This window comes from Agarivorans sp. 1_MG-2023 (assembly GCF_030548385.1).
Lineage (GTDB): Bacteria > Pseudomonadota > Gammaproteobacteria > Enterobacterales > Celerinatantimonadaceae > Agarivorans.
In genome coordinates, this window is record NZ_JAUOSJ010000015.1 from 89,765 (window position 1) to 106,882 (window position 17,118).

Annotated in this window: 20 protein-coding genes; 9 read left to right on the top strand and 11 right to left on the bottom strand. The window is 45.1% G+C overall.

The window, feature by feature from the left end; translation table 11 throughout:
- Positions 1-22 precede the first annotated feature (22 nt).
- Complete coding sequence (locus tag Q4592_RS18960) at positions 23-1,111, top strand: alkene reductase (protein WP_303516140.1); 1,089 nt, start codon at positions 23-25, stop codon at positions 1,109-1,111.
- Positions 1,112-1,206: 95 nt separating this feature from the next.
- Here the strand turns inward: Q4592_RS18960 and Q4592_RS18965 are convergent, their stop codons facing one another.
- Positions 1,207-1,665 carry an invasion associated locus B family protein gene (locus Q4592_RS18965; protein WP_137672682.1) on the bottom strand — a complete coding sequence of 153 codons (459 nt, stop codon included), beginning with the start codon at positions 1,663-1,665 and terminating at the stop codon, positions 1,207-1,209.
- Positions 1,666-1,721: 56 nt separating this feature from the next.
- A complete protein-coding gene (locus Q4592_RS18970; RefSeq protein WP_303516145.1) occupies positions 1,722-2,960 on the bottom strand; it encodes a nidogen-like domain-containing protein in 1,239 nt (412 codons plus the stop codon).
- A gap of 292 nt (positions 2,961-3,252) precedes the next feature.
- Between Q4592_RS18970 and Q4592_RS18975 the strand changes: the two genes are divergently transcribed.
- A complete protein-coding gene (locus tag Q4592_RS18975) occupies positions 3,253-3,795 on the top strand; it encodes an NUDIX hydrolase (protein ID WP_303516148.1) in 543 nt (180 codons plus the stop codon).
- Positions 3,796-3,801: 6 nt separating this feature from the next.
- Here the strand turns inward: Q4592_RS18975 and Q4592_RS18980 are convergent, their stop codons facing one another.
- On the bottom strand, positions 3,802-4,428 hold the full coding sequence (locus tag Q4592_RS18980) for a bifunctional 2-polyprenyl-6-hydroxyphenol methylase/3-demethylubiquinol 3-O-methyltransferase UbiG (RefSeq protein WP_303516150.1): 627 nt from the start codon (positions 4,426-4,428) through the stop codon (positions 3,802-3,804).
- A 107-nt stretch (positions 4,429-4,535) separates the two neighbouring features.
- On the opposite strand from Q4592_RS18980, the gene Q4592_RS18985 reads away from it, so the two are divergent.
- Positions 4,536-5,420 carry a LysR family transcriptional regulator gene (locus Q4592_RS18985; protein WP_303516153.1) on the top strand — a complete coding sequence of 295 codons (885 nt, stop codon included), beginning with the start codon at positions 4,536-4,538 and terminating at the stop codon, positions 5,418-5,420.
- 1 nt (position 5,421) lies between these two features.
- Here Q4592_RS18985 and Q4592_RS18990 read toward each other — a convergent pair whose 3' ends face one another.
- The 7 genes from Q4592_RS18990 to Q4592_RS19020 form a co-directional block, all read right to left on the bottom strand.
- Positions 5,422-5,910, bottom strand: a complete 489-nt coding sequence (locus Q4592_RS18990; protein WP_303516155.1) for an ureidoglycolate lyase — start codon at positions 5,908-5,910, stop codon at positions 5,422-5,424.
- Entirely contained in the window at positions 5,910-6,926 is a 1,017-nt protein-coding gene (gene alc, locus Q4592_RS18995; RefSeq protein ID WP_303516157.1) for an allantoicase, read from the bottom strand. Before alc ends, Q4592_RS18990 begins: the two co-directional genes overlap by 1 nt.
- A gap of 150 nt (positions 6,927-7,076) precedes the next feature.
- The gene (locus tag Q4592_RS19000; protein ID WP_303516160.1) at positions 7,077-7,904 is read right to left on the bottom strand and encodes a MurR/RpiR family transcriptional regulator; all 828 of its coding nucleotides are present in this window, start codon (positions 7,902-7,904) and stop codon (positions 7,077-7,079) included.
- A gap of 39 nt (positions 7,905-7,943) precedes the next feature.
- Positions 7,944-8,672 (bottom strand): amino acid ABC transporter ATP-binding protein, encoded by a 729-nt coding sequence (locus Q4592_RS19005; RefSeq protein ID WP_303516163.1) that lies wholly within the window; start codon positions 8,670-8,672, stop codon positions 7,944-7,946.
- Positions 8,659-9,309 carry an amino acid ABC transporter permease gene (locus tag Q4592_RS19010; RefSeq protein WP_303516165.1) on the bottom strand — a complete coding sequence of 217 codons (651 nt, stop codon included), beginning with the start codon at positions 9,307-9,309 and terminating at the stop codon, positions 8,659-8,661. The genes Q4592_RS19005 and Q4592_RS19010 overlap by 14 nt, the downstream gene beginning before the upstream one ends.
- A gap of 12 nt (positions 9,310-9,321) precedes the next feature.
- Positions 9,322-9,990 carry an amino acid ABC transporter permease gene (locus tag Q4592_RS19015; protein ID WP_303516168.1) on the bottom strand — a complete coding sequence of 223 codons (669 nt, stop codon included), beginning with the start codon at positions 9,988-9,990 and terminating at the stop codon, positions 9,322-9,324.
- A 15-nt stretch (positions 9,991-10,005) separates the two neighbouring features.
- Positions 10,006-10,791 carry a transporter substrate-binding domain-containing protein gene (locus Q4592_RS19020; protein WP_303516171.1) on the bottom strand — a complete coding sequence of 262 codons (786 nt, stop codon included), beginning with the start codon at positions 10,789-10,791 and terminating at the stop codon, positions 10,006-10,008.
- Positions 10,792-11,234: 443 nt separating this feature from the next.
- On the opposite strand from Q4592_RS19020, the gene Q4592_RS19025 reads away from it, so the two are divergent.
- From Q4592_RS19025 to Q4592_RS19050, 6 genes are all read left to right on the top strand, one after another.
- Positions 11,235-11,933: a spondin domain-containing protein gene (locus Q4592_RS19025; protein ID WP_303516174.1), complete on the top strand. Its 699-nt coding sequence runs from the start codon at positions 11,235-11,237 to the stop codon at positions 11,931-11,933.
- 13 nt (positions 11,934-11,946) lie between these two features.
- The gene (locus Q4592_RS19030; RefSeq protein WP_303516176.1) at positions 11,947-12,654 is read left to right on the top strand and encodes a spondin domain-containing protein; all 708 of its coding nucleotides are present in this window, start codon (positions 11,947-11,949) and stop codon (positions 12,652-12,654) included.
- 79 nt (positions 12,655-12,733) lie between these two features.
- On the top strand, positions 12,734-13,435 hold the full coding sequence (locus tag Q4592_RS19035; RefSeq protein WP_303516178.1) for a response regulator transcription factor: 702 nt from the start codon (positions 12,734-12,736) through the stop codon (positions 13,433-13,435).
- A complete protein-coding gene (locus tag Q4592_RS19040; RefSeq protein WP_303516181.1) occupies positions 13,425-14,918 on the top strand; it encodes a cell wall metabolism sensor histidine kinase WalK in 1,494 nt (497 codons plus the stop codon). Before Q4592_RS19035 ends, Q4592_RS19040 begins: the two co-directional genes overlap by 11 nt.
- A gap of 231 nt (positions 14,919-15,149) precedes the next feature.
- Complete coding sequence (locus tag Q4592_RS19045) at positions 15,150-15,341, top strand: hypothetical protein (protein ID WP_137672698.1); 192 nt, start codon at positions 15,150-15,152, stop codon at positions 15,339-15,341.
- Positions 15,342-15,359: 18 nt separating this feature from the next.
- The gene (locus Q4592_RS19050; RefSeq protein ID WP_303516184.1) at positions 15,360-16,568 is read left to right on the top strand and encodes an MFS transporter; all 1,209 of its coding nucleotides are present in this window, start codon (positions 15,360-15,362) and stop codon (positions 16,566-16,568) included.
- 174 nt (positions 16,569-16,742) lie between these two features.
- On the opposite strand, the gene Q4592_RS19055 is transcribed toward Q4592_RS19050, so the two are convergent.
- Complete coding sequence (locus Q4592_RS19055) at positions 16,743-17,015, bottom strand: hypothetical protein (RefSeq protein WP_303516187.1); 273 nt, start codon at positions 17,013-17,015, stop codon at positions 16,743-16,745.
- Between the last annotated feature and the right edge of the window lie 103 nt (positions 17,016-17,118).

Here is a 17,118-nt window from a genome sequence, read left to right on the forward strand (position 1 = left end):
TGATAACTGAAAGGATTTAATTATGTCTCTAGCAAACTTATTTTCTCCTATTAACTTAGGCGATATTAGCTTAAAGCATCGGGTGGTGATGGCTCCGCTTACACGTTCGCGCTCAGCCCAACCCGGTGATATACCTCAAGCGCTTAACGTTGAGTATTATCAACAACGCGCCAGTGCCGGGTTAATTATTACTGAAGCTACTCAAGTTTCACCGCAAGGTAAGGGTTATGCTTTTACGCCGGGTATTCACAGCGAGCAACAAATTCAAGGTTGGAAAGCCATTACCGAAGCGGTGCACGCTAAGGGCTCAAAAATTGTGCTGCAACTATGGCATGTTGGCCGCATTTCTCACTCAGCTATTCAGTTAGATGGGGAGTTACCCGTTGCACCTTCGGCCATAGCGCCAGATGGCCAAGCATTTACCGAGCAAGGCTTTTTAGATTTTGAAACACCGCGTGCTTTGGAAAGTAATGAAATAGCCTCAATTGTTGAGCAATTTAAGCAAGCGGCAATTAACGCCAAGCAAGCAGGTTTTGATGGCGTAGAAGTGCATGCAGCCAATGGCTATTTGTTAGATCAGTTTCTTAAAGATGGCACTAATCAGCGTAGCGATAACTATGGTGGCTCTATCGAAAATAGAGCGCGTTTGACGCTTGAAGTTACTGCTGCTGTTGCTGAAGTATGGGGGAGTGGGAGAGTTGGAGTTCGCATCTCGCCAACCGGTACTTTCAACTCAATGTCTGATAGCAAGCCTCAAGCTCTTTTTAACTACTTAACTGAGCAGTTAAGCCCAATGAATTTGGCTTACTTACATGTTGTTGAGAACTTTGCTGGCGCGAGTAACGAAGGCTTTAGCTTTGCTCAAATACGCAGTCGATTTGCAGGTGCATACATGGCAAACGGTGGCTATGGCGCAGAGAGTGCAGAACAAGCCATTGCAAATGATAGTACTGACGTGGTGTCTTTTGGCGCGCCATTTATTGCTAACCCCGATTTACCAGAGCGCTTTAAGCAAGGCGCAGAGCTGAATGAATTAGATCAAGATACTTTATATGGTGGTGGCGCTAAGGGGTATACCGATTACCCAAGCTTAGTAACCGTAAGTTCTTAAAGTTTCATTTTTTGCGAAAAAGCTAAAGCAAAAAATGTTTGTGCAAGTCCACATTCCCTGTGGTGTTTGGCCTCGCTTGCGAGGCCTTTTTTTATTTATTGAATAGAACCGTAAGCTTGTTTAAAGCCAGTGAGTATTACCGGAAATGCGGTTTGTTGCTGGTTACTTTTAAGGATGTAAGCAATCGACATCAATTTTCCGTTCTGTAGATCTTCTATCAATTGCCTATCGGCGACTACATTAACTTCGCAAAGCTTGTTGTCACAGGTAGTGATAGGCAAATGAAGGGCTTTTTGCTCATCGATTTTTAACCCCAAGCCCTTTTTAGGCTCAGCGTTTGCGCTAATTCTAATTTTTAAAATGGGTTGTTCTGCATGGTTGAAGTAGCTCACTCCGGCTATAACGTTTGCTGCATCGCCTTGTTTCTTCATAATCATTTGAGTGATTACGCAGGGCTTACCCGGTGGGCATTTAACTGTCCACGCTTCAAAATCTTCAGCTAAGGTGGTGCTAGTGATAAGCAATGAAAATAAAGCGATAAATACATTTTTCATAAGTTGTCCGTAACAAAAAAGGGAGCCTTAAGCTCCCTTACTTTTAACCGCTTAGCTTATGCAGGCATTAAGCTTATTGGTGCAGAGTTGCTGCGTTTGCGAGAGCTAAGTAACAATACTACTGCTACTAACATCAACAACCAAGTGCTAGGTTCTGGTACTGCGTTACCTGGGCCAGGAATAAACTCTAGAATTGGTAATTGGCGCATGGCAACGGTGCCTGAACCAGCAAAAGTTAATCCGGTAACAAATGCTAGTTCGTCATTTGGGTCCAGCTCGTTTGACGTGTCAATGCCTGTTACGCGGAAACGGTCAACACCATCAACACCAAAGTCATAAACATCACCAGCAGCTAAATTGGCAACTTGTTCCCAATCTACGCCAGTCCATAGCCAGATAAAGAACATATCGTCGTCGAAACCAGCAGGTAGCGTAACCGTGCGAATGTTTGGACCTGAATCAACAATGTAGTCGTAACCAACCGCTACATCTGGATCAATAAAGACTAATTCATCGGCATCTACGTTGAATTCAAAACCCCAACCGCCATCTACTACTACTGGCATTATTGGGTTATCAGGGGTTGCACCTGGTAACGCGCCTTCGCGAATAGCAAAGCGCCATACGCCATCTTCGCCAGTATTAGAGCTTGAAACGAGATCTAAAATATTCTCGCTAAATGAACCAGGCAGAGCGAAAAAGTTTTCGCCGTCACCAGCATCATAACCTGCTTGAGCGGGGGTGCCGCCTAAGCCGTTTGAGCCGTTAGAGGCATCACCAGTAGTCCATTCTAATTTGTCGTAACGAAATTCAACATCAAAGTTGCCTGCGCCTGTATCTGAACGGTCGATCAGTACAGCTTGGAAGCTGTTAGCTTTGTTTGAGTTTTCATCGTAGTAACCCACGTTATCCCAAGTAACTGCTACTACACCGTCAGAAGGGCTACCTACATATACTTCACCACATTCAGCACAGCCGGTATCTACATCAGCCCAAAATGGCGCAATCATTGGCTGTTCGGCAACGGGGAAGGCGACTGGAGTGAAGCCATCTAATGGGCTTTCGAAAGTAATGTTCCCGTTGTTGTTTACGAAAAACTCATTGTAACTATTGCCAAAGTAGTTAATTTCAAAGGGCAGGTCGAGTTGATTCGATGAACCATCATCATTTCTGCCCATGGCTAGCTCACCGTAACCAGCGTCTCCACCAAATCCGCTCAACATGGTGGCTTGAGCGGTAAAGGACCCAAGGAGGAGGCTCGCTGTTGTGATTAATGCTAAAGATGTCTTTTGCACAAGTATATTCCTTCAATGTTGTTACAAAGATGCTTAGTTAAACCAATGATTTATAATTATTTTTCGACATTCGACAAAGCAAGAATCAAGCCCTATATAACTATCCTTTATTTTTCATGCAGTTAAGATTTAAGGTAAGACTTATTATTTGTCTTATGTAAAATTTATCGACATAAATATTTATAAACAAAAAACTTTATTTATACCCTGAAGTCACCGCAATAATGTGGGTTTGCTTGTTTAGGACTTAACTGCTAAATTCGCCAGCCATTTTTCAATCAGCTAAATCACTATGCGCTTACTCAAATCAACCATCCATTCCGATTTAAACTCTCTTACGGGTAGGGCCTTAGAGCGTATTGCGGCACGTGCGATTGTGTTGAAGGGTGACGATATCTTGCTGATGTATACCGAGCGTTATCATGATTACACACTACCTGGTGGTGGCGTGGATCAAGGTGAAGACCTTATTACTGGCTTAAAGCGGGAATTGAGTGAAGAAACTGGTGCACAAAATATTCGCAATATAGAAGCCTTTGGCTGCTATGAAGAATATCGCCCCTGGTATAAAGATGATGCTGACTATATGCATATGCTGTCTTATTGTTATCTGTGTGAAATTGACGATGAGCTGGGCAACAATGCCTTAGAAGACTATGAAATCAACAATGGCATGAAGCCAGTTTGGTTAAACATTCATCACGCTATTCAGCACAACCTAGACACCATGGCAAATAACCCGAAAGCGGGGATGTCGGTTGAGCGAGAAACCTTTTTGTTGCAACAAGTGTTGGCAGAATGCCTAAGCGAAAATCCACTCAAAGCGGCGGTGTAAACACCGCTATTCTGCCTTAGGTTTTCGAGCGACTACAAAGCTAGAAATGGCTTTATTAGGTCGCCATTGCTGTTCAATGCTAAAACCTTGCTGACTAAAACTGTTAAGTAACTCTTGCTCGGTAAACACCTTAACCAAAGGCATTAGGCCTAGTGCTTTACCTATTGGGCCTATTACCTTAAAAAACTTCATTTTGTCGCCTAAGCAAGGGGTACTGGTAATCAATACGCCGCCTGGTTTTAGCCAGGTCATTATTTTGCCAATGGCGGTATCTTTGTCTTCGAGAAGGTGAATTAGGTTAAGTGCTAGCACAACATCTACCGGTTCGTTTACATCCAAATCTTCAATCGTGGCTTGCTTAAAATCTACGTTCCCGATGTTTTGCTGCTGGCGTTTTTGTTCGGCAATGTCTAGCATTCCCGACGATAAATCGGTAGCAAGTAAATGTTTAAGGTGGGGGGCGTGCAACAGCGCTGTTGAGCCGGTTCCACAACCTACTTCTATAGCGGTGGCTTGCTTGGAAAAATACTGGCGACTTTGCTCTAGCTTGTATTGGTAAGCTTGGTTATCTGCAATTACTCGCTTGGCATAGCCCTTAGCATGTTTATCCCAAAATTTAACGTTAGCCGCCATCGAGTTCTTCCCTTTAATATTTGCTTTGTCTTGCTAATGGGTAAATAGTAACCATGCAATAAAGCTATAACAATGTAGTTTTATGTATCTTAGGTATGCATATTCGAATGGATTGGCGTTCAATAAACTTTGATTGGAATCGGGCAAGAGCCTTTTTGGTGACTGCAGAAGAGGGCTCTTTGTCGGCTGCGGCGCGAGCCTTGAATATGACGCAACCAACACTTGGGCGGCAAGTTAGCGCCTTAGAGCAAGAGCTGGGTGTGTCGCTGTTTGAAAGGGTGAGTGGGCGCTTACAACTTACTGGCAGTGGGCTGGAACTGTTGGCACACGTGAAGGCGATGGGCGATGCAGCGAACAGTTTGTCGTTATCTGCATCTGGTCGCGCAGAAGCGATTGAGGGCGATGTGTGTATTTCAGCGTCTGAAGCGGTCGCGGCTTACATTTTACCGCCAATTATTGCTAAGTTGCGAGATCATGCACCTGGGATCCGCGTAGAAATCATTGCCAGTAATGACAGCAGTGATTTATTGCGACGAGAAGCTGATATTGCCATTCGCGCCTATCAACCCAAAGAGCTTGAACTGATTGCGCGTAAGCTCAAAGACATCAATGTGCATATGTATGCTGCGCGGGCTTATCTTCAGCAGTGGCCTCAGCCGCGTACGATAACAAGTTTAGCCAAGGCGGATTTTTTGGGTTTTAGTAAAAGTGATGAATTAATCGACGAGTTAAGTAAATCCGGCTTTGCGCTTGAGCAAAGCAACTTTCCTGTGTCGGTGAGTAATCACCTTGTGCAATGGGAGTTGGTTAAACAAGGTTTAGGCATAGGCTTTATGCTGGAGAACGTAGGAGACAACGAGCCCTTAGTTGAGCGCGCTTTTGCAGATTTACCCGCCTTTGCTACGCCGTCTTGGCTGGTGGTGCACCGTGAGCTAAACACCAGTAGGCGCTTGCGCATGGTGTATGACTTTTTGGCCAAGCATCTTAATTAAGCTAAGCGATTAAACGTATCGCCGCACTTAAGGTTTTTTCAACGCAGTTAGCTTCTTTGCCGCTGCGGTCAATAACTAAAAAGTCACTGGTTTGCTGCAGGCTGATAAGAGGGTGATGCCAAACACCGCTATGGTAATTAACTCCTTGATTACCTTGAGCTAAAAAAGCGCGAATGTATTGTTCTTTTAGTGCTCCAGCACTGGCCACCACAACCACATAGGGGCGAGCAGATAGCGGCATGAACAGTTGGCTACCAAAGGGGTGGTGCTCCATCATCGAAATAGTGAGTGGCAGCTCAAATGCTTGACCACGAAAGATAGAGCAAATCATTGCTGAGTGGCTGCCGCTGTGCTGCAATTTAGCTAAATCGTGATAACGCTGGGTAGAACCGCCATTTATCGCAAAATGCTCGGTGTTCTCTGTTTCTATCACCTCACCAAAAGCAGCAAAAGCCGCTTTGGTGAGGGGTTCTAGTGTTAGCTCCAGCATTAATTATTACCTTTTACTTTGCCCCAAAGTCGTACTCGGCTAATCCCACCATCGGGGAAAATGTTTACCCGAATATGGCTAATAGAGCCTAAGGGCTTTAATTCGCTAAAGTGATGATCGTTGTCGGCACTTAAAGTCTGGGGAGCCAGTAACTCTTCCCAAAACATACTCTGGCTGATTAAACTCAAATCGTTAGGGTCGCTGATATTGGCGGCTTGAATAGACAGTTTATCGGGAAAGTTGCCTTTAAAGTGGGTGGTCGCAATATCGATGTCTTCAACACTACCTGCTTGGCCTAGCGCGATAATACACCAGTCGTTGCCGGGTTCGCGGCGGCGGCGGGTTTCCCAGCCATCTCCCATGTTTACCCCTTTGCCTGGTGCCAATAAGTTGCTTGGCGTGCCGTAGTGGGCATCGTTAAAACCAACCACTCGGCCACCATTTTTAAGGGCGATTAAATCAATGCGTTGGTCACTGTTCGCGGTGGCAGCAGGTTGACCAAATATTCTAAGCCTTGCGATACCGCCATCGGGGAAAATATTCACCCTCACGTGGCTAATGGCTTGCTCGGTGCTTACTTCAAAAAAGTGGCTGTTGTCGGCACTTAAGGCGCTGGCGGGCAATAGTGCTTGCCACTGGGTATCGCTTGCCGGTAAATCACTTTCGCAATGGCAAACCTCAATACTTATTGCGGGCGCATAGTTGCCGGTGAAAAAACTGGTGTCTATTTGTAAGCCTTTAACGCTGCCAGCTACGCCAAGTTTAACAATGCTCCAATCGTGGCCAGAGTCACGGCGGCGACGGCTTTCCCAGCCATCCATCCATTTGCCATTATCATCGTATTTATCGGGATAAAATTCGGCCGGTAGGTGGTTAAGCATACGGTCAGCAGCCGCAAAAAAATCATCACTTACCGCTACCACTTTACTGCCTAAACGTTGGTCGGCTAGGTTAATAAACTGCTGACTAAATACGGGCGCGTTGGCAGGTTGCTCGGCAATCATTACTTGGCTCATGTGTATCCTTATTTATCGAGTTTTATGTCGTTACGCGGTGGCGCTTTCTATGAGCTAACTGGCTCTTAATTTAAGATTTTGGTTCAATTGTTTCATTGCTGTTTACTGTTTCTCTCTGTTTTGTGTCAGGGAATAGGGAACAACAGGCTGTTAGTTGTGTGGTTCTAGTTCGTCTAATAATTGATAATTGTTACTGATTTGGTGGCTATGAGTGTGCGCCGAGTGTGCCAAATAATCGTAGACCTTATTGCTTAAATGGGCGAGTAAACTCATGGGGGCTGCGTAGCTGTCTAAGGGCGAATGATTGCTCATTGGGCACACCAGCAAATGTTTTACTTTAGAGCGATAACATTGGCCGCTTTGGTCGGTGATCAACAAGCAATTAAGGTGCTCCAATTGGTCAATTAGCGCTGCAAATATTTTAGGGCGGCGGCGAATACCAATTAGAATCACCAAATCTGTATCATCAAACTGCACTAGTTCTTCACCAATACTTTGTCCGGGAATCGGCAGTAAATGTACCTGCTTACGGCACTGCATTAGCTGCTGACGAAAGTGCATGGCCAGCGGATAGCTGTTGCGGTAACCAATAATGGTGACACGCTTGGCTTGGCCGATTTGCTGCACTAGGGCTTCGCAATCCATTTGTTCTAGCTGCTTGAACACCTGGCTAATGGCCGCTAAATCACTATGTTCGCTAGTATCACTGGGCTCACTGGTGAGTAGCGGCTGGCCCCATTCGCGCTCTTGTCTAAGCTCGTCACATACTTGTTGGTGATCTTGGTAACCTAGCTGGCGAAAAAAACGGCTAACACTGGCTTTAGAGACGTGGCAAGCACTGGCAATTTCTGCGGTAGATTGAATCAACACTTTATCGGGATGATGCTGTAAATAGTCGGCCACTAAACGCGCTTTAGCTGAAAGTTGCGAATAGTGTTCAACAATACGTTGGTTAAACGCACAGGCCGATGTAGTCATAAATGATTCATTCCTTTTACGAGATTGGTTTGCTAAAGCTTAGAGTACTGCTGAGATAAAGCTTTGTAATTCTGTGGTTTGCGGCTGAGCAAAAACCTGTTTACTGTCACCGGTTTCCCACACTTTTCCTTGATGCATAAACACCACTCTATCGCCTACGTCGCGGGCAAAATTCATTTCGTGGGTCACCAATATTAAGGTCATGCCATCGGCGGCCAGTTGCTCAAGCACCTTAAGCACTTCGCCCACCAGTTCGGGGTCTAAGGCCGAGGTAATTTCGTCGCACAGCAATACTTTGGGCGACATAGCTAACGAGCGCGCAATGGCTACCCGCTGCTGCTGGCCGCCCGACATACTGGTGGGGTATTGATCAAACTTGTCCGCTAAGCCCACTTTTTCGAGTACTTCTTTAGCTAGTTTTAGGCATTCTTGTTTGTTTTTTCCCAATACTAATTTGGGGGCCAGCATAATGTTTTCGCCGGCTGTCATATGGGGGAATAAATTAAAGTTTTGAAACACCATGCCTACGCTGCGGCTCAGTTGCCTAAGCTGTTTTTCATCTTCGCTTACGGCTTGTTTATCTACAATTATCGCGCCGCTTTGAAAAGGCTCTAAGCCGTTCACGCAGCGTAATAAAGTGCTTTTACCCGAACCACTGCGGCCAATGATAGAGATAACTTCGCCCGCCTTTATTTTTAAATCTATACCTTTTAATACGTGGTGTTGGCCATAATATTTATGAATGTTTTCGATACTAACCAGTGACATTGAGTTTCTTCTCCAAATGCTTGCTGTACAGCGACAGCGGGAAACACAATAAAAAGTACAGTACAGCCACTAAGGCAAATACTTTAAAGGGTTGGAAGGTGGCATTGTTTAACATGGTGCCGGCCTTGGTTAACTCTACAAAACCGATGATTGACGTAAGTGCGGTGCCTTTTACTACTTGCACTGAAAACCCCACAGTGGGGGCAATCGCTACTTTTAATGCCTGCGGCAAAATGATGTAGCGCATAGTTTGAAAAAAGCTAAGGCCTAAGGTTCTAGCAGCCTCCCACTGTCCTTTGGGTAAGGACTCTATACAACCGCGCCATATTTCACATAAGAAGGCACTGGTGAATAGGGTTAAGCCAATAATGGCAGCGGTCCAAGCGCTAACATCTAAACCTATTAGCGATAAACCAAAAAAGATAATAAACAGCTGCATTAATAAAGGCGTGCCCTGAAAAAGCTCCACGTAGCCTTTTACCAGTGCGGCCAAAACAGGGGTGTTGCTAATGCGCATAAAGGTAAGCATTAGCGCGACTAAGCCACCGCTAGCAAAGGCGATAAGGGACAGCAATATGGTCCAGCGCGCCGCTAACAATAAGTTGCGCAGAATGTCCCAATCAGTAAATTGCATCATGAACATTGGCTCCTACAAGACCGGGTTTTTAAATAAACGCCGAGCGCTTAACTCGAACAACTGGCGCATGGCAATGGCGAGCAATAAGTAAATTAGTGCTGTGACTAAATAGGATTCAAAGCTGAGAAAATTGCGCGATTGTATAAAGTTGGCGGAAAAGGTGAGCTCTTCTACCGATATCTGCGATACCACAGCAGAGCCCAGCATGACTATGATGCATTGGCTCACTAGCGCAGGGTAAATTCTTTGAAAAGCGGTAGGAAGTACGATGCGACTAAAAATGTGCCAGTGACTTAAGCCTAAGGTTTTTCCCGCTTCCCATTGGCCTTTTGGGGTGGCTTCAATCCCTGCGCGAATAATTTCGGTGAGGTAAGCGCCAAGGTTTATCACCATAGCCAAACAGCCTGCTTGCCATGCGCTAAGTTTAAGCCCTAGCGCTGGCAGGCCAAAAAAGATAAAGAATAACTGCACAATAAAGGGGGTATTGCGAATCACTTCTACATAGGCGCTAATCAGCCACCGTAACCAAGCTTTGTTACTTATTCTCCCTGCCGCACCCGCGGTGCCAAGCAGTATTCCTGCAACGGTGGAATACACGGTTAGCTCGGCGGTGGTTAATAAACCTTTGGCGAGCTCGGGTAAGTAGGGCAGTAGGCCGCTAAAGTCCAGTTGGTAGCTCATTACGCGCTCCTTGTCTTACAGCTCTTTAGGCAACGAGGTTTTAAACCAAGCCAGTGATAGGCGCTCTAGCTCTCCACTGCTTTTCGCTTGGGCAATTAAGCCGTTCACTTTGTCTACTAAAGCTTGCTCGCCTTTAAGTACACCAACATAACAAGGTGAGTTTTTAAGTAAAAACTTGGTTTCAGGCTTGCGGGTAGGCACGCGCTTGGCGATTTCTGTGGCAACCAAGTTACCGGTAGCAATCAATTCAACTTGGCCAGATAGGTAGGCAGACAGCGTGGTGTTGTTATCTTCAAAACGTTTAATGGTGGTTGAGCTATCCACTAATTTGCTTAGTTCGATGTCTTCTACTGCACCGCGAGTTACGCCTACCGTTTTACCGGCTAGTTCTTTGGCTGAGTTTACCGCTACTTCTTCGGCGCCAAAAACACCAAGGAAGAATGGCGCGTAGGCATCACTAAAATCAATGGCTTTTTCGCGTTCTGGGTTTTTACCCAGGCTAGAAATGACCAAATCTACCTTACGTGTTTGTAAGTAAGGGATGCGGTTAGCGCTAGTTACTGGCACCAACTCCAGCTTTACATCTAATTGTTCGGCTAAATAGCGCGCCATATCTATGTCGTAGCCCATTGGTTGTAGGTCACTACCCACAGAGCCAAAAGGAGGAAAATCTTGAGGTACCGCCACTTTTAGTACACCGCGTTCCATAAGTGTTGATAGTTGGTCGGCTTGGCTTACGGTGCTGGTTAGGGCGCAGACTAGGATAGCGGCGCTAGCAATCAATTTTTTTAAAGTAAACATAGGGCTTCCTTAGCGGGTTAATTTTAAAATGAAACGAATGAATCTATATTTTTATATTTGCAACAAATGAGCCGAGGATTTTCTGTATGAATAACTATTTAGTTAATTGTTTAATAACAATGGCTTACCGAAATTTTGTGGACTGTTGTTTGATTTGGTAATGGGGAGTACGCAGATTATTCACCCACTTTGGTGCCGAATAACGACCAAAGTGGTGCAATGAATACCACTAAAGTGGTATTTATTATTACTATTTAAGTCAGTAGATATTTATCTTTACCGTTATAAAAGGAATATTTTTAATTAAATTTTAAGCTTAACCATTTGATTTAAATTGAAAATGTACTCTGTGATGAAAAAGTGATAACTCTGTGAATTGGTTGGGACATGTGCTTCTTATACTGGATTTGACTGTTAAATAAGGACCGCAAAAGGAGCGAACCATGGATCTCAAGTCATCTTTGTTAGCAATGCCATTGATTGCTGTAAGTACATTAAGCCAAGCCGCAGTGGTAGACGTTAAAATCACTAACCTTACCCAAGGTATCTATTACACACCGCTATTAGTTACTGCACATACCTCTGACGCACATTTGTTCGAAGTAGGCCAAACCGCCTCTTCAGCTCTGCAAGCAATGGCTGAAGGTGGTGATATTTCTGGTCTACAAACCATTGCCGACGGTATTTCTGCTGTTTCATCGGCTAACCCTGCTGGTGGCTTACTTGCCCCAACCGAATACGCAATGGTTAGTGATTTAGACACTGGCAGTAATACTCACCTCAGTATCGTGGCAATGTTATTGCCAACCAACGATGGTTTTGTGGGTAAAGATAGCTGGGAAATTCCGAGCGAAGCCGGCACTTATACCTTCTACATGAATGGTTATGACGCTGGTACCGAAGCCAACGATGAAATTGTAAACGGTGGTGGTATGTCTGGCGTTCCAGGTATTCCAGCTAACCCTGGCATGAACGGCGGTACTGGTGGTAGCGGCGTAGCAACAGCTTCAGCTAATAGCAACATTCATATTCACCCTGGTAACGTAGGTGACCAAGACGCAGCTGGCGGCATGAGCGATCTAGATAGCCGCATTCACCGCTGGTTAAACCCAGTGGCTAAAGTAGTTGTTACCGTTAAGTAATTAAGGAGGATCTATGGCTATCTCAAGTTTTGCAAAGAGAGCCTTGGCCGTAGCGGTAATGGCGGCAGGACTAAGTGCATGTGGCAGTGATGATGACACCGTTGTTGTATTGCCACCCGATACACTAGACTTTGAAGTCACCGTGTACAACGACACCGCAGCACAACCTTTATCACCAGTAGTGGTAGGTATACACAGTGCTACGATGAGTTTGTGGTCGGTAGGTTTATCTGCAAGTGTACCCTTAGAAACCATGGCTGAAGGCGGAAACGCTGACGACTTAGCGGCGATGTTTACCGATACCAACGTTGCAGTACTAGGTGCAGGGGCTATTGGCCCAGGTAACTACGAAAAACTAATGATTAGTGCTGAAGATCGCACTGAGATGAAATTATCCCTAGCCAGCATGATGGTAAACACAAATGATGCGTTTACTGGTTTGAATGCTATTGATGTTTCAGGCTTAATGGTAGGCGACAGCATGAGTTACACGCTACCCGCTTACGATGCTGGTACGGAAGCAAACAGTGAAGCAATGGGTTCTATTCCTGGCCCAGCAGACGGCGGCGAAGGCTTTAACGCAGCCCGAGATGATACGATGAACAAAGTTTCTCGCCATCCCGGTCTAGTAACCCAAGCAGACGACGCAATGTCAGTATTGCTGCCTGATCATCGAATCTCAGGCACTGTTGGGCGCGTAGTTATTACTCGTACCAACTAATACTGTTTGTTATTACGCCCGTGCTGCGGTGCGGGCGTAACTATTTGGTCTGTCTATAAATACAAGGAAAGGAGCCTGTATGTCCCCTCGGATCCTGGTCATTGAAGACGACCACGATATTAATAATCTGATCACCATGAACCTGAGTGACATGATGTATCAGGTAGAAAGTTGTGAAAATGGTTCGGAAGGTTTTGCCAAAGCCAGCCAAGACAACTTTGATTTAATCGTTCTCGACTTAATGTTGCCCGGCATGGATGGCCTCGATATTTGCCGCCAACTGCGCGCGCAACAACAAAACACCCCAATTTTAATGCTTACCGCTCGAGACTCTGAAGCCGACCGTGTGGTGGGTTTAGAAATGGGCGCAGACGACTACCTCACCAAACCCTTTAGTGTACGCGAGCTACAAGCGCGGGTTAAAGCCATGTTGCGCCGAGTAGATATGCTAATTCAAAGTCAAAACCAGCCTGCACCCAGTGTGATGCAATGGAAAGACTTAACTATTGATGTCGCCCGCCGCCTAGTGTCGGTACGCGAGCAAGCGGTTGAACTTACCTCTACCGAGTTTGATTTACTGCATCACTTAGCCAAGTCACCCGGTTTGGTATTTAGTCGCGCTCAGCTGCTTGACCAAGTGTGGGGATATAAACACAGTGGATACGAACATACGGTGAACTCTCATATCAACCGCTTACGCACTAAATTAGAAAGCGATCCTTCTAATCCTGAATATGTGCTCACCGTGTGGGGAGTAGGGTACAAGTTTAATGATGTTTAAATTTATTAGTTCTTTTTACAGCAAGTTAATGCTGGCGGTAGTGGTGTGTTTTATCCTTGCTGGTGGCCTGTTGTTAGGTTTGGCTCACCAAAGCTCGCAGCAATACCAAAATGAAATTGAGCAGAAGCTGCACCTACAATTAGCCGAACATTTGGTGCACGACAGCCAGTTATTCAAAGACGGACAGCTCGATCCCAAAGCAATTAAACAAGCTTTTCATTCAATGATGATTCTTGGCCCTAGCTTTGAGTTTTATATTCTCGACACCAGCGGCAACGTGGTGACCTACTCAGCAGATCCCAGCAAAATTAAACGTAAGCAAGTAGCCTTAAAACCGATCCGCCACTTTATTAATGGCGACAGCGCCATGCCGATTATTGGAGACGACCCTCGCTCCAGCAGCCGACGAAAGATTTTTTCGGTGGCCGAAATTCATGAAGGCAGCACAGTTAAAGGTTACTTGTACATCATTATTGGTGGTGAAATATACGATAGCGTGGCCGAGCTGTTGCAGGGCAGCCACATCATGAAGCTGAGCATGCTGGGCTTGCTGTTTATCCTTGGATTTAGTTTGCTGGTGGTATTTCTTATATTTGGTTTGCTCACCAAACCTTTGCGCCGCTTGGCTAAAGATATTGACCAATTCCAGCATGTGGGTTTGGAACAAAGCTCGAACATAGCGGGGCATTGGCAAGATAACTCACACGACGAAGTACAAAAGCTGGGGGCGGCATTTAGCGATATGGCCACCACCATTAAAGGCCAATACCAAAAGGTAAAAGACACCGACCAATTGCGCCGCGAGCTTATTTCTTACGTATCTCACGATTTACGTACACCACTTGCATCGCTGCAGGGCTATTTGGAAACCTGGCAATTAAAACACAAAGATCTGTCGCCCGAAGAAGGCGAGCAGTTGATTAAAGTGGCATTGAGCAGCGCCCGTAAAACCTCTAGTTTAGTGGAGCAGTTATTTGAACTTGCTCACCTCGACAGTGACTCCGCCACCATTAACGAAGAACCAGTGGCCATTGCCGAGTTGGCACAAGATGTCATTCAAAAGCTCGAATTAGCCGCTCACAAAAAGAACGTAAGCATGCGTGTCGACCCGCAAGATCCATCGCTGCTTGCCTGTGCCGACATTCAACGCATTGAACGGGTTTTTACTAACTTACTGGAAAACTCGATTCGCCATTGTAGTGATGGTGATGAAATTAAGGTGCTAATTAGCCCCGCACAGCAAAGTGACAAACTGTTAATTACCGTGAGTGATACTGGCACCGGTATACCCGCTGATGACTTACCGCATATCTTTGACGCCCACTATCGCGCGGCTAATCGCGCGAAAGATAAAAGTTCGCACGGCGGCTTAGGTTTGGCAATTGCTAAGCGAATTGTGCAATTGCATCGGTCTTCTATTAGTGTTGAATCAACCTTAGGCGAGGGCACTCGCTTTAGTTTTAGCTTAGACAAACCCATGTAAGCGCGCCTACTTGATGCGTTTAAACTAACAAGCCAGCGAATTCTCGCTGGCTTTTTTGTTTTGCTTAGCGCTTATTTCAGCGTTGTTTTATAGGTCAAAATACACAAACGCTGCCTAACAAATAAACTATGCGCTCACTGCATAACTTAAGTGACAAAAATTCATTTGGAACATGTCATCGACTTCCTTACACTCCGCGCTTCTTTTTATTGTTTGTAGTTAATAAGGCCCATGTTTTCGCAATCTACCCTTGCTCAAGTATTAAGAATACTCACCTTGTTGAGTTTGTCTTTGCTGCTGGTACATCACTCGCCAAGCTTATTAAAGCTGTTGGCCGAGCAAGCTATGAATAGCGGTTGCCACCAAATGAATGATGAAGGCATGCATAGCAGCCATCATCACTCTCATCATCAACATCATTAAAGTAAGCAAGAAGGCACAATGAGTATTTTTCGATTTCCCATTTTAGTTTGGTTAGGTATTGGCATTCTGGTGATATGCCTTGGCATTAGGCAGTCTTTTGGCATTTTTATGATGCCAGTGTCTGAGCACTTTCAACTGGGTAGAGAGTTCTTTAGTTTTGCCATTGCGCTGCAAAACTTATTGTTTGGTGTATTTCAGCCCTTTGTTGGTATGGCTGCCGATAAATGGGGCGCTAAAAGAGTGATTATTTTAGGTGCTATTGCTTATGCTTTAGGCCTGTATTTAAGCTCTGTCGCAGCTGAACCAAGCATGCTGTATTTGTCGCTAGGGGTATTAGTTGGGGCGGGGCTAAGCGCCACCAGTTATGTGATTGTATTAGGTGCAGTGGCAAAAGTAGTACCGGCCAAACATGCCGCCAAAGCCTTTGGTTTAACCACCGCGGCAGGCTCTTTTGGCATGTTTGCGATGATCCCCGGAGCCCAACTAATGATGAGCCAAGTGGGTTGGCAGGGCGCTCTTCAAGGTTTTGCCTTGTTATGTGCAGTAATGATTGCCTTTGCCATGTTCATGAAAACCGCAAAACCTAGCACTGACAATCAAGCTGTATTAGACGACAAGCAAACGCTAAAAGAGTCTCTATCAGAGGCGTTTTCTCATAAAGGCTATTGGCTGATTCATGCGGGCTTTTTTGTGTGCGGTTTTCATGTGATGTTTATTGCTACGCACTTGCCGAGTTACTTGGCCGATAAAAATTTAAGCGCAACTACCGGGGCAATGGCCTTAGCTTATGTAGGCATATTCAATATCTTTGGTTCGTATTTCTGGGGGGTAATGGGCGATAGGTTTAGTAAGCGCCATGTTATGTCGGCCTTGTACCTAATGCGAACCCTAGTGATTGCCGGATTTGTCACCCTACCGGTTACCGAGAGCAGCGCGGCTATTTTTGGTGGCGCAATTGGTTTTTGTTGGCTGGGTACTGTGCCATTAACCTCTGGCTTAGTGAGACAAATGTTTGGTGCACGGTATCTCTCTACCTTGTACGGTTTAGTATTTTTTACCCATCAGGTGGGCAGTTTTTTGGGCGCTTGGGCAGGCGGACGTATTTATGATTACTATGGATCTTACGAACCTATCTGGTGGTCAACCGTAGCACTGGCCTTTATCGCCGCACTGATTCACTTGCCGATTAATGACAAACCAGTATCGCGTTTGGCAGCTGCTAGTTAAGTCTGTCGGAGGGAATCAAGACGAATCATTTCCTAACACGTTTATGGACTAAAATGTGTTAGGTTTGATGGTGTAACGCCTAGCTAATGGGCATAAACATCTTATCTTGCTTGAATGAAGAGTCTACTGAATCGGATCAACTACAGTGTCCGATTTGATTGCCTTGTTATGTGTTTAATAAGCTCGAATGTCATTATAATATTCTATTGCTTTTACAATATTTGGTATTTGCTCTTTTAAAAAATCAGCTTCAGTAGCTAAAAGGTGAATTTCTTCATTTTTTAGAACTCTTTCAAGCAGAGCTTTTGAAGCTTCTTTATAAAATTTATCACCCATGTCTAAACCATCATCCATTTCATAAAAGCATCGCAGCACAGAATCTATGTTTTTGGATACTTCTGAAACATCAAATGTAACTATGGCGGATTTTATATCTGATTCATTCATAATTATCACTGACACATAACGCCCCATTCTAGCGAATCCCCTCATAATCCTCTGAGAACTCATATAAGTAGACGCGCACCCCGTGGTTTGATCTAATTAATTT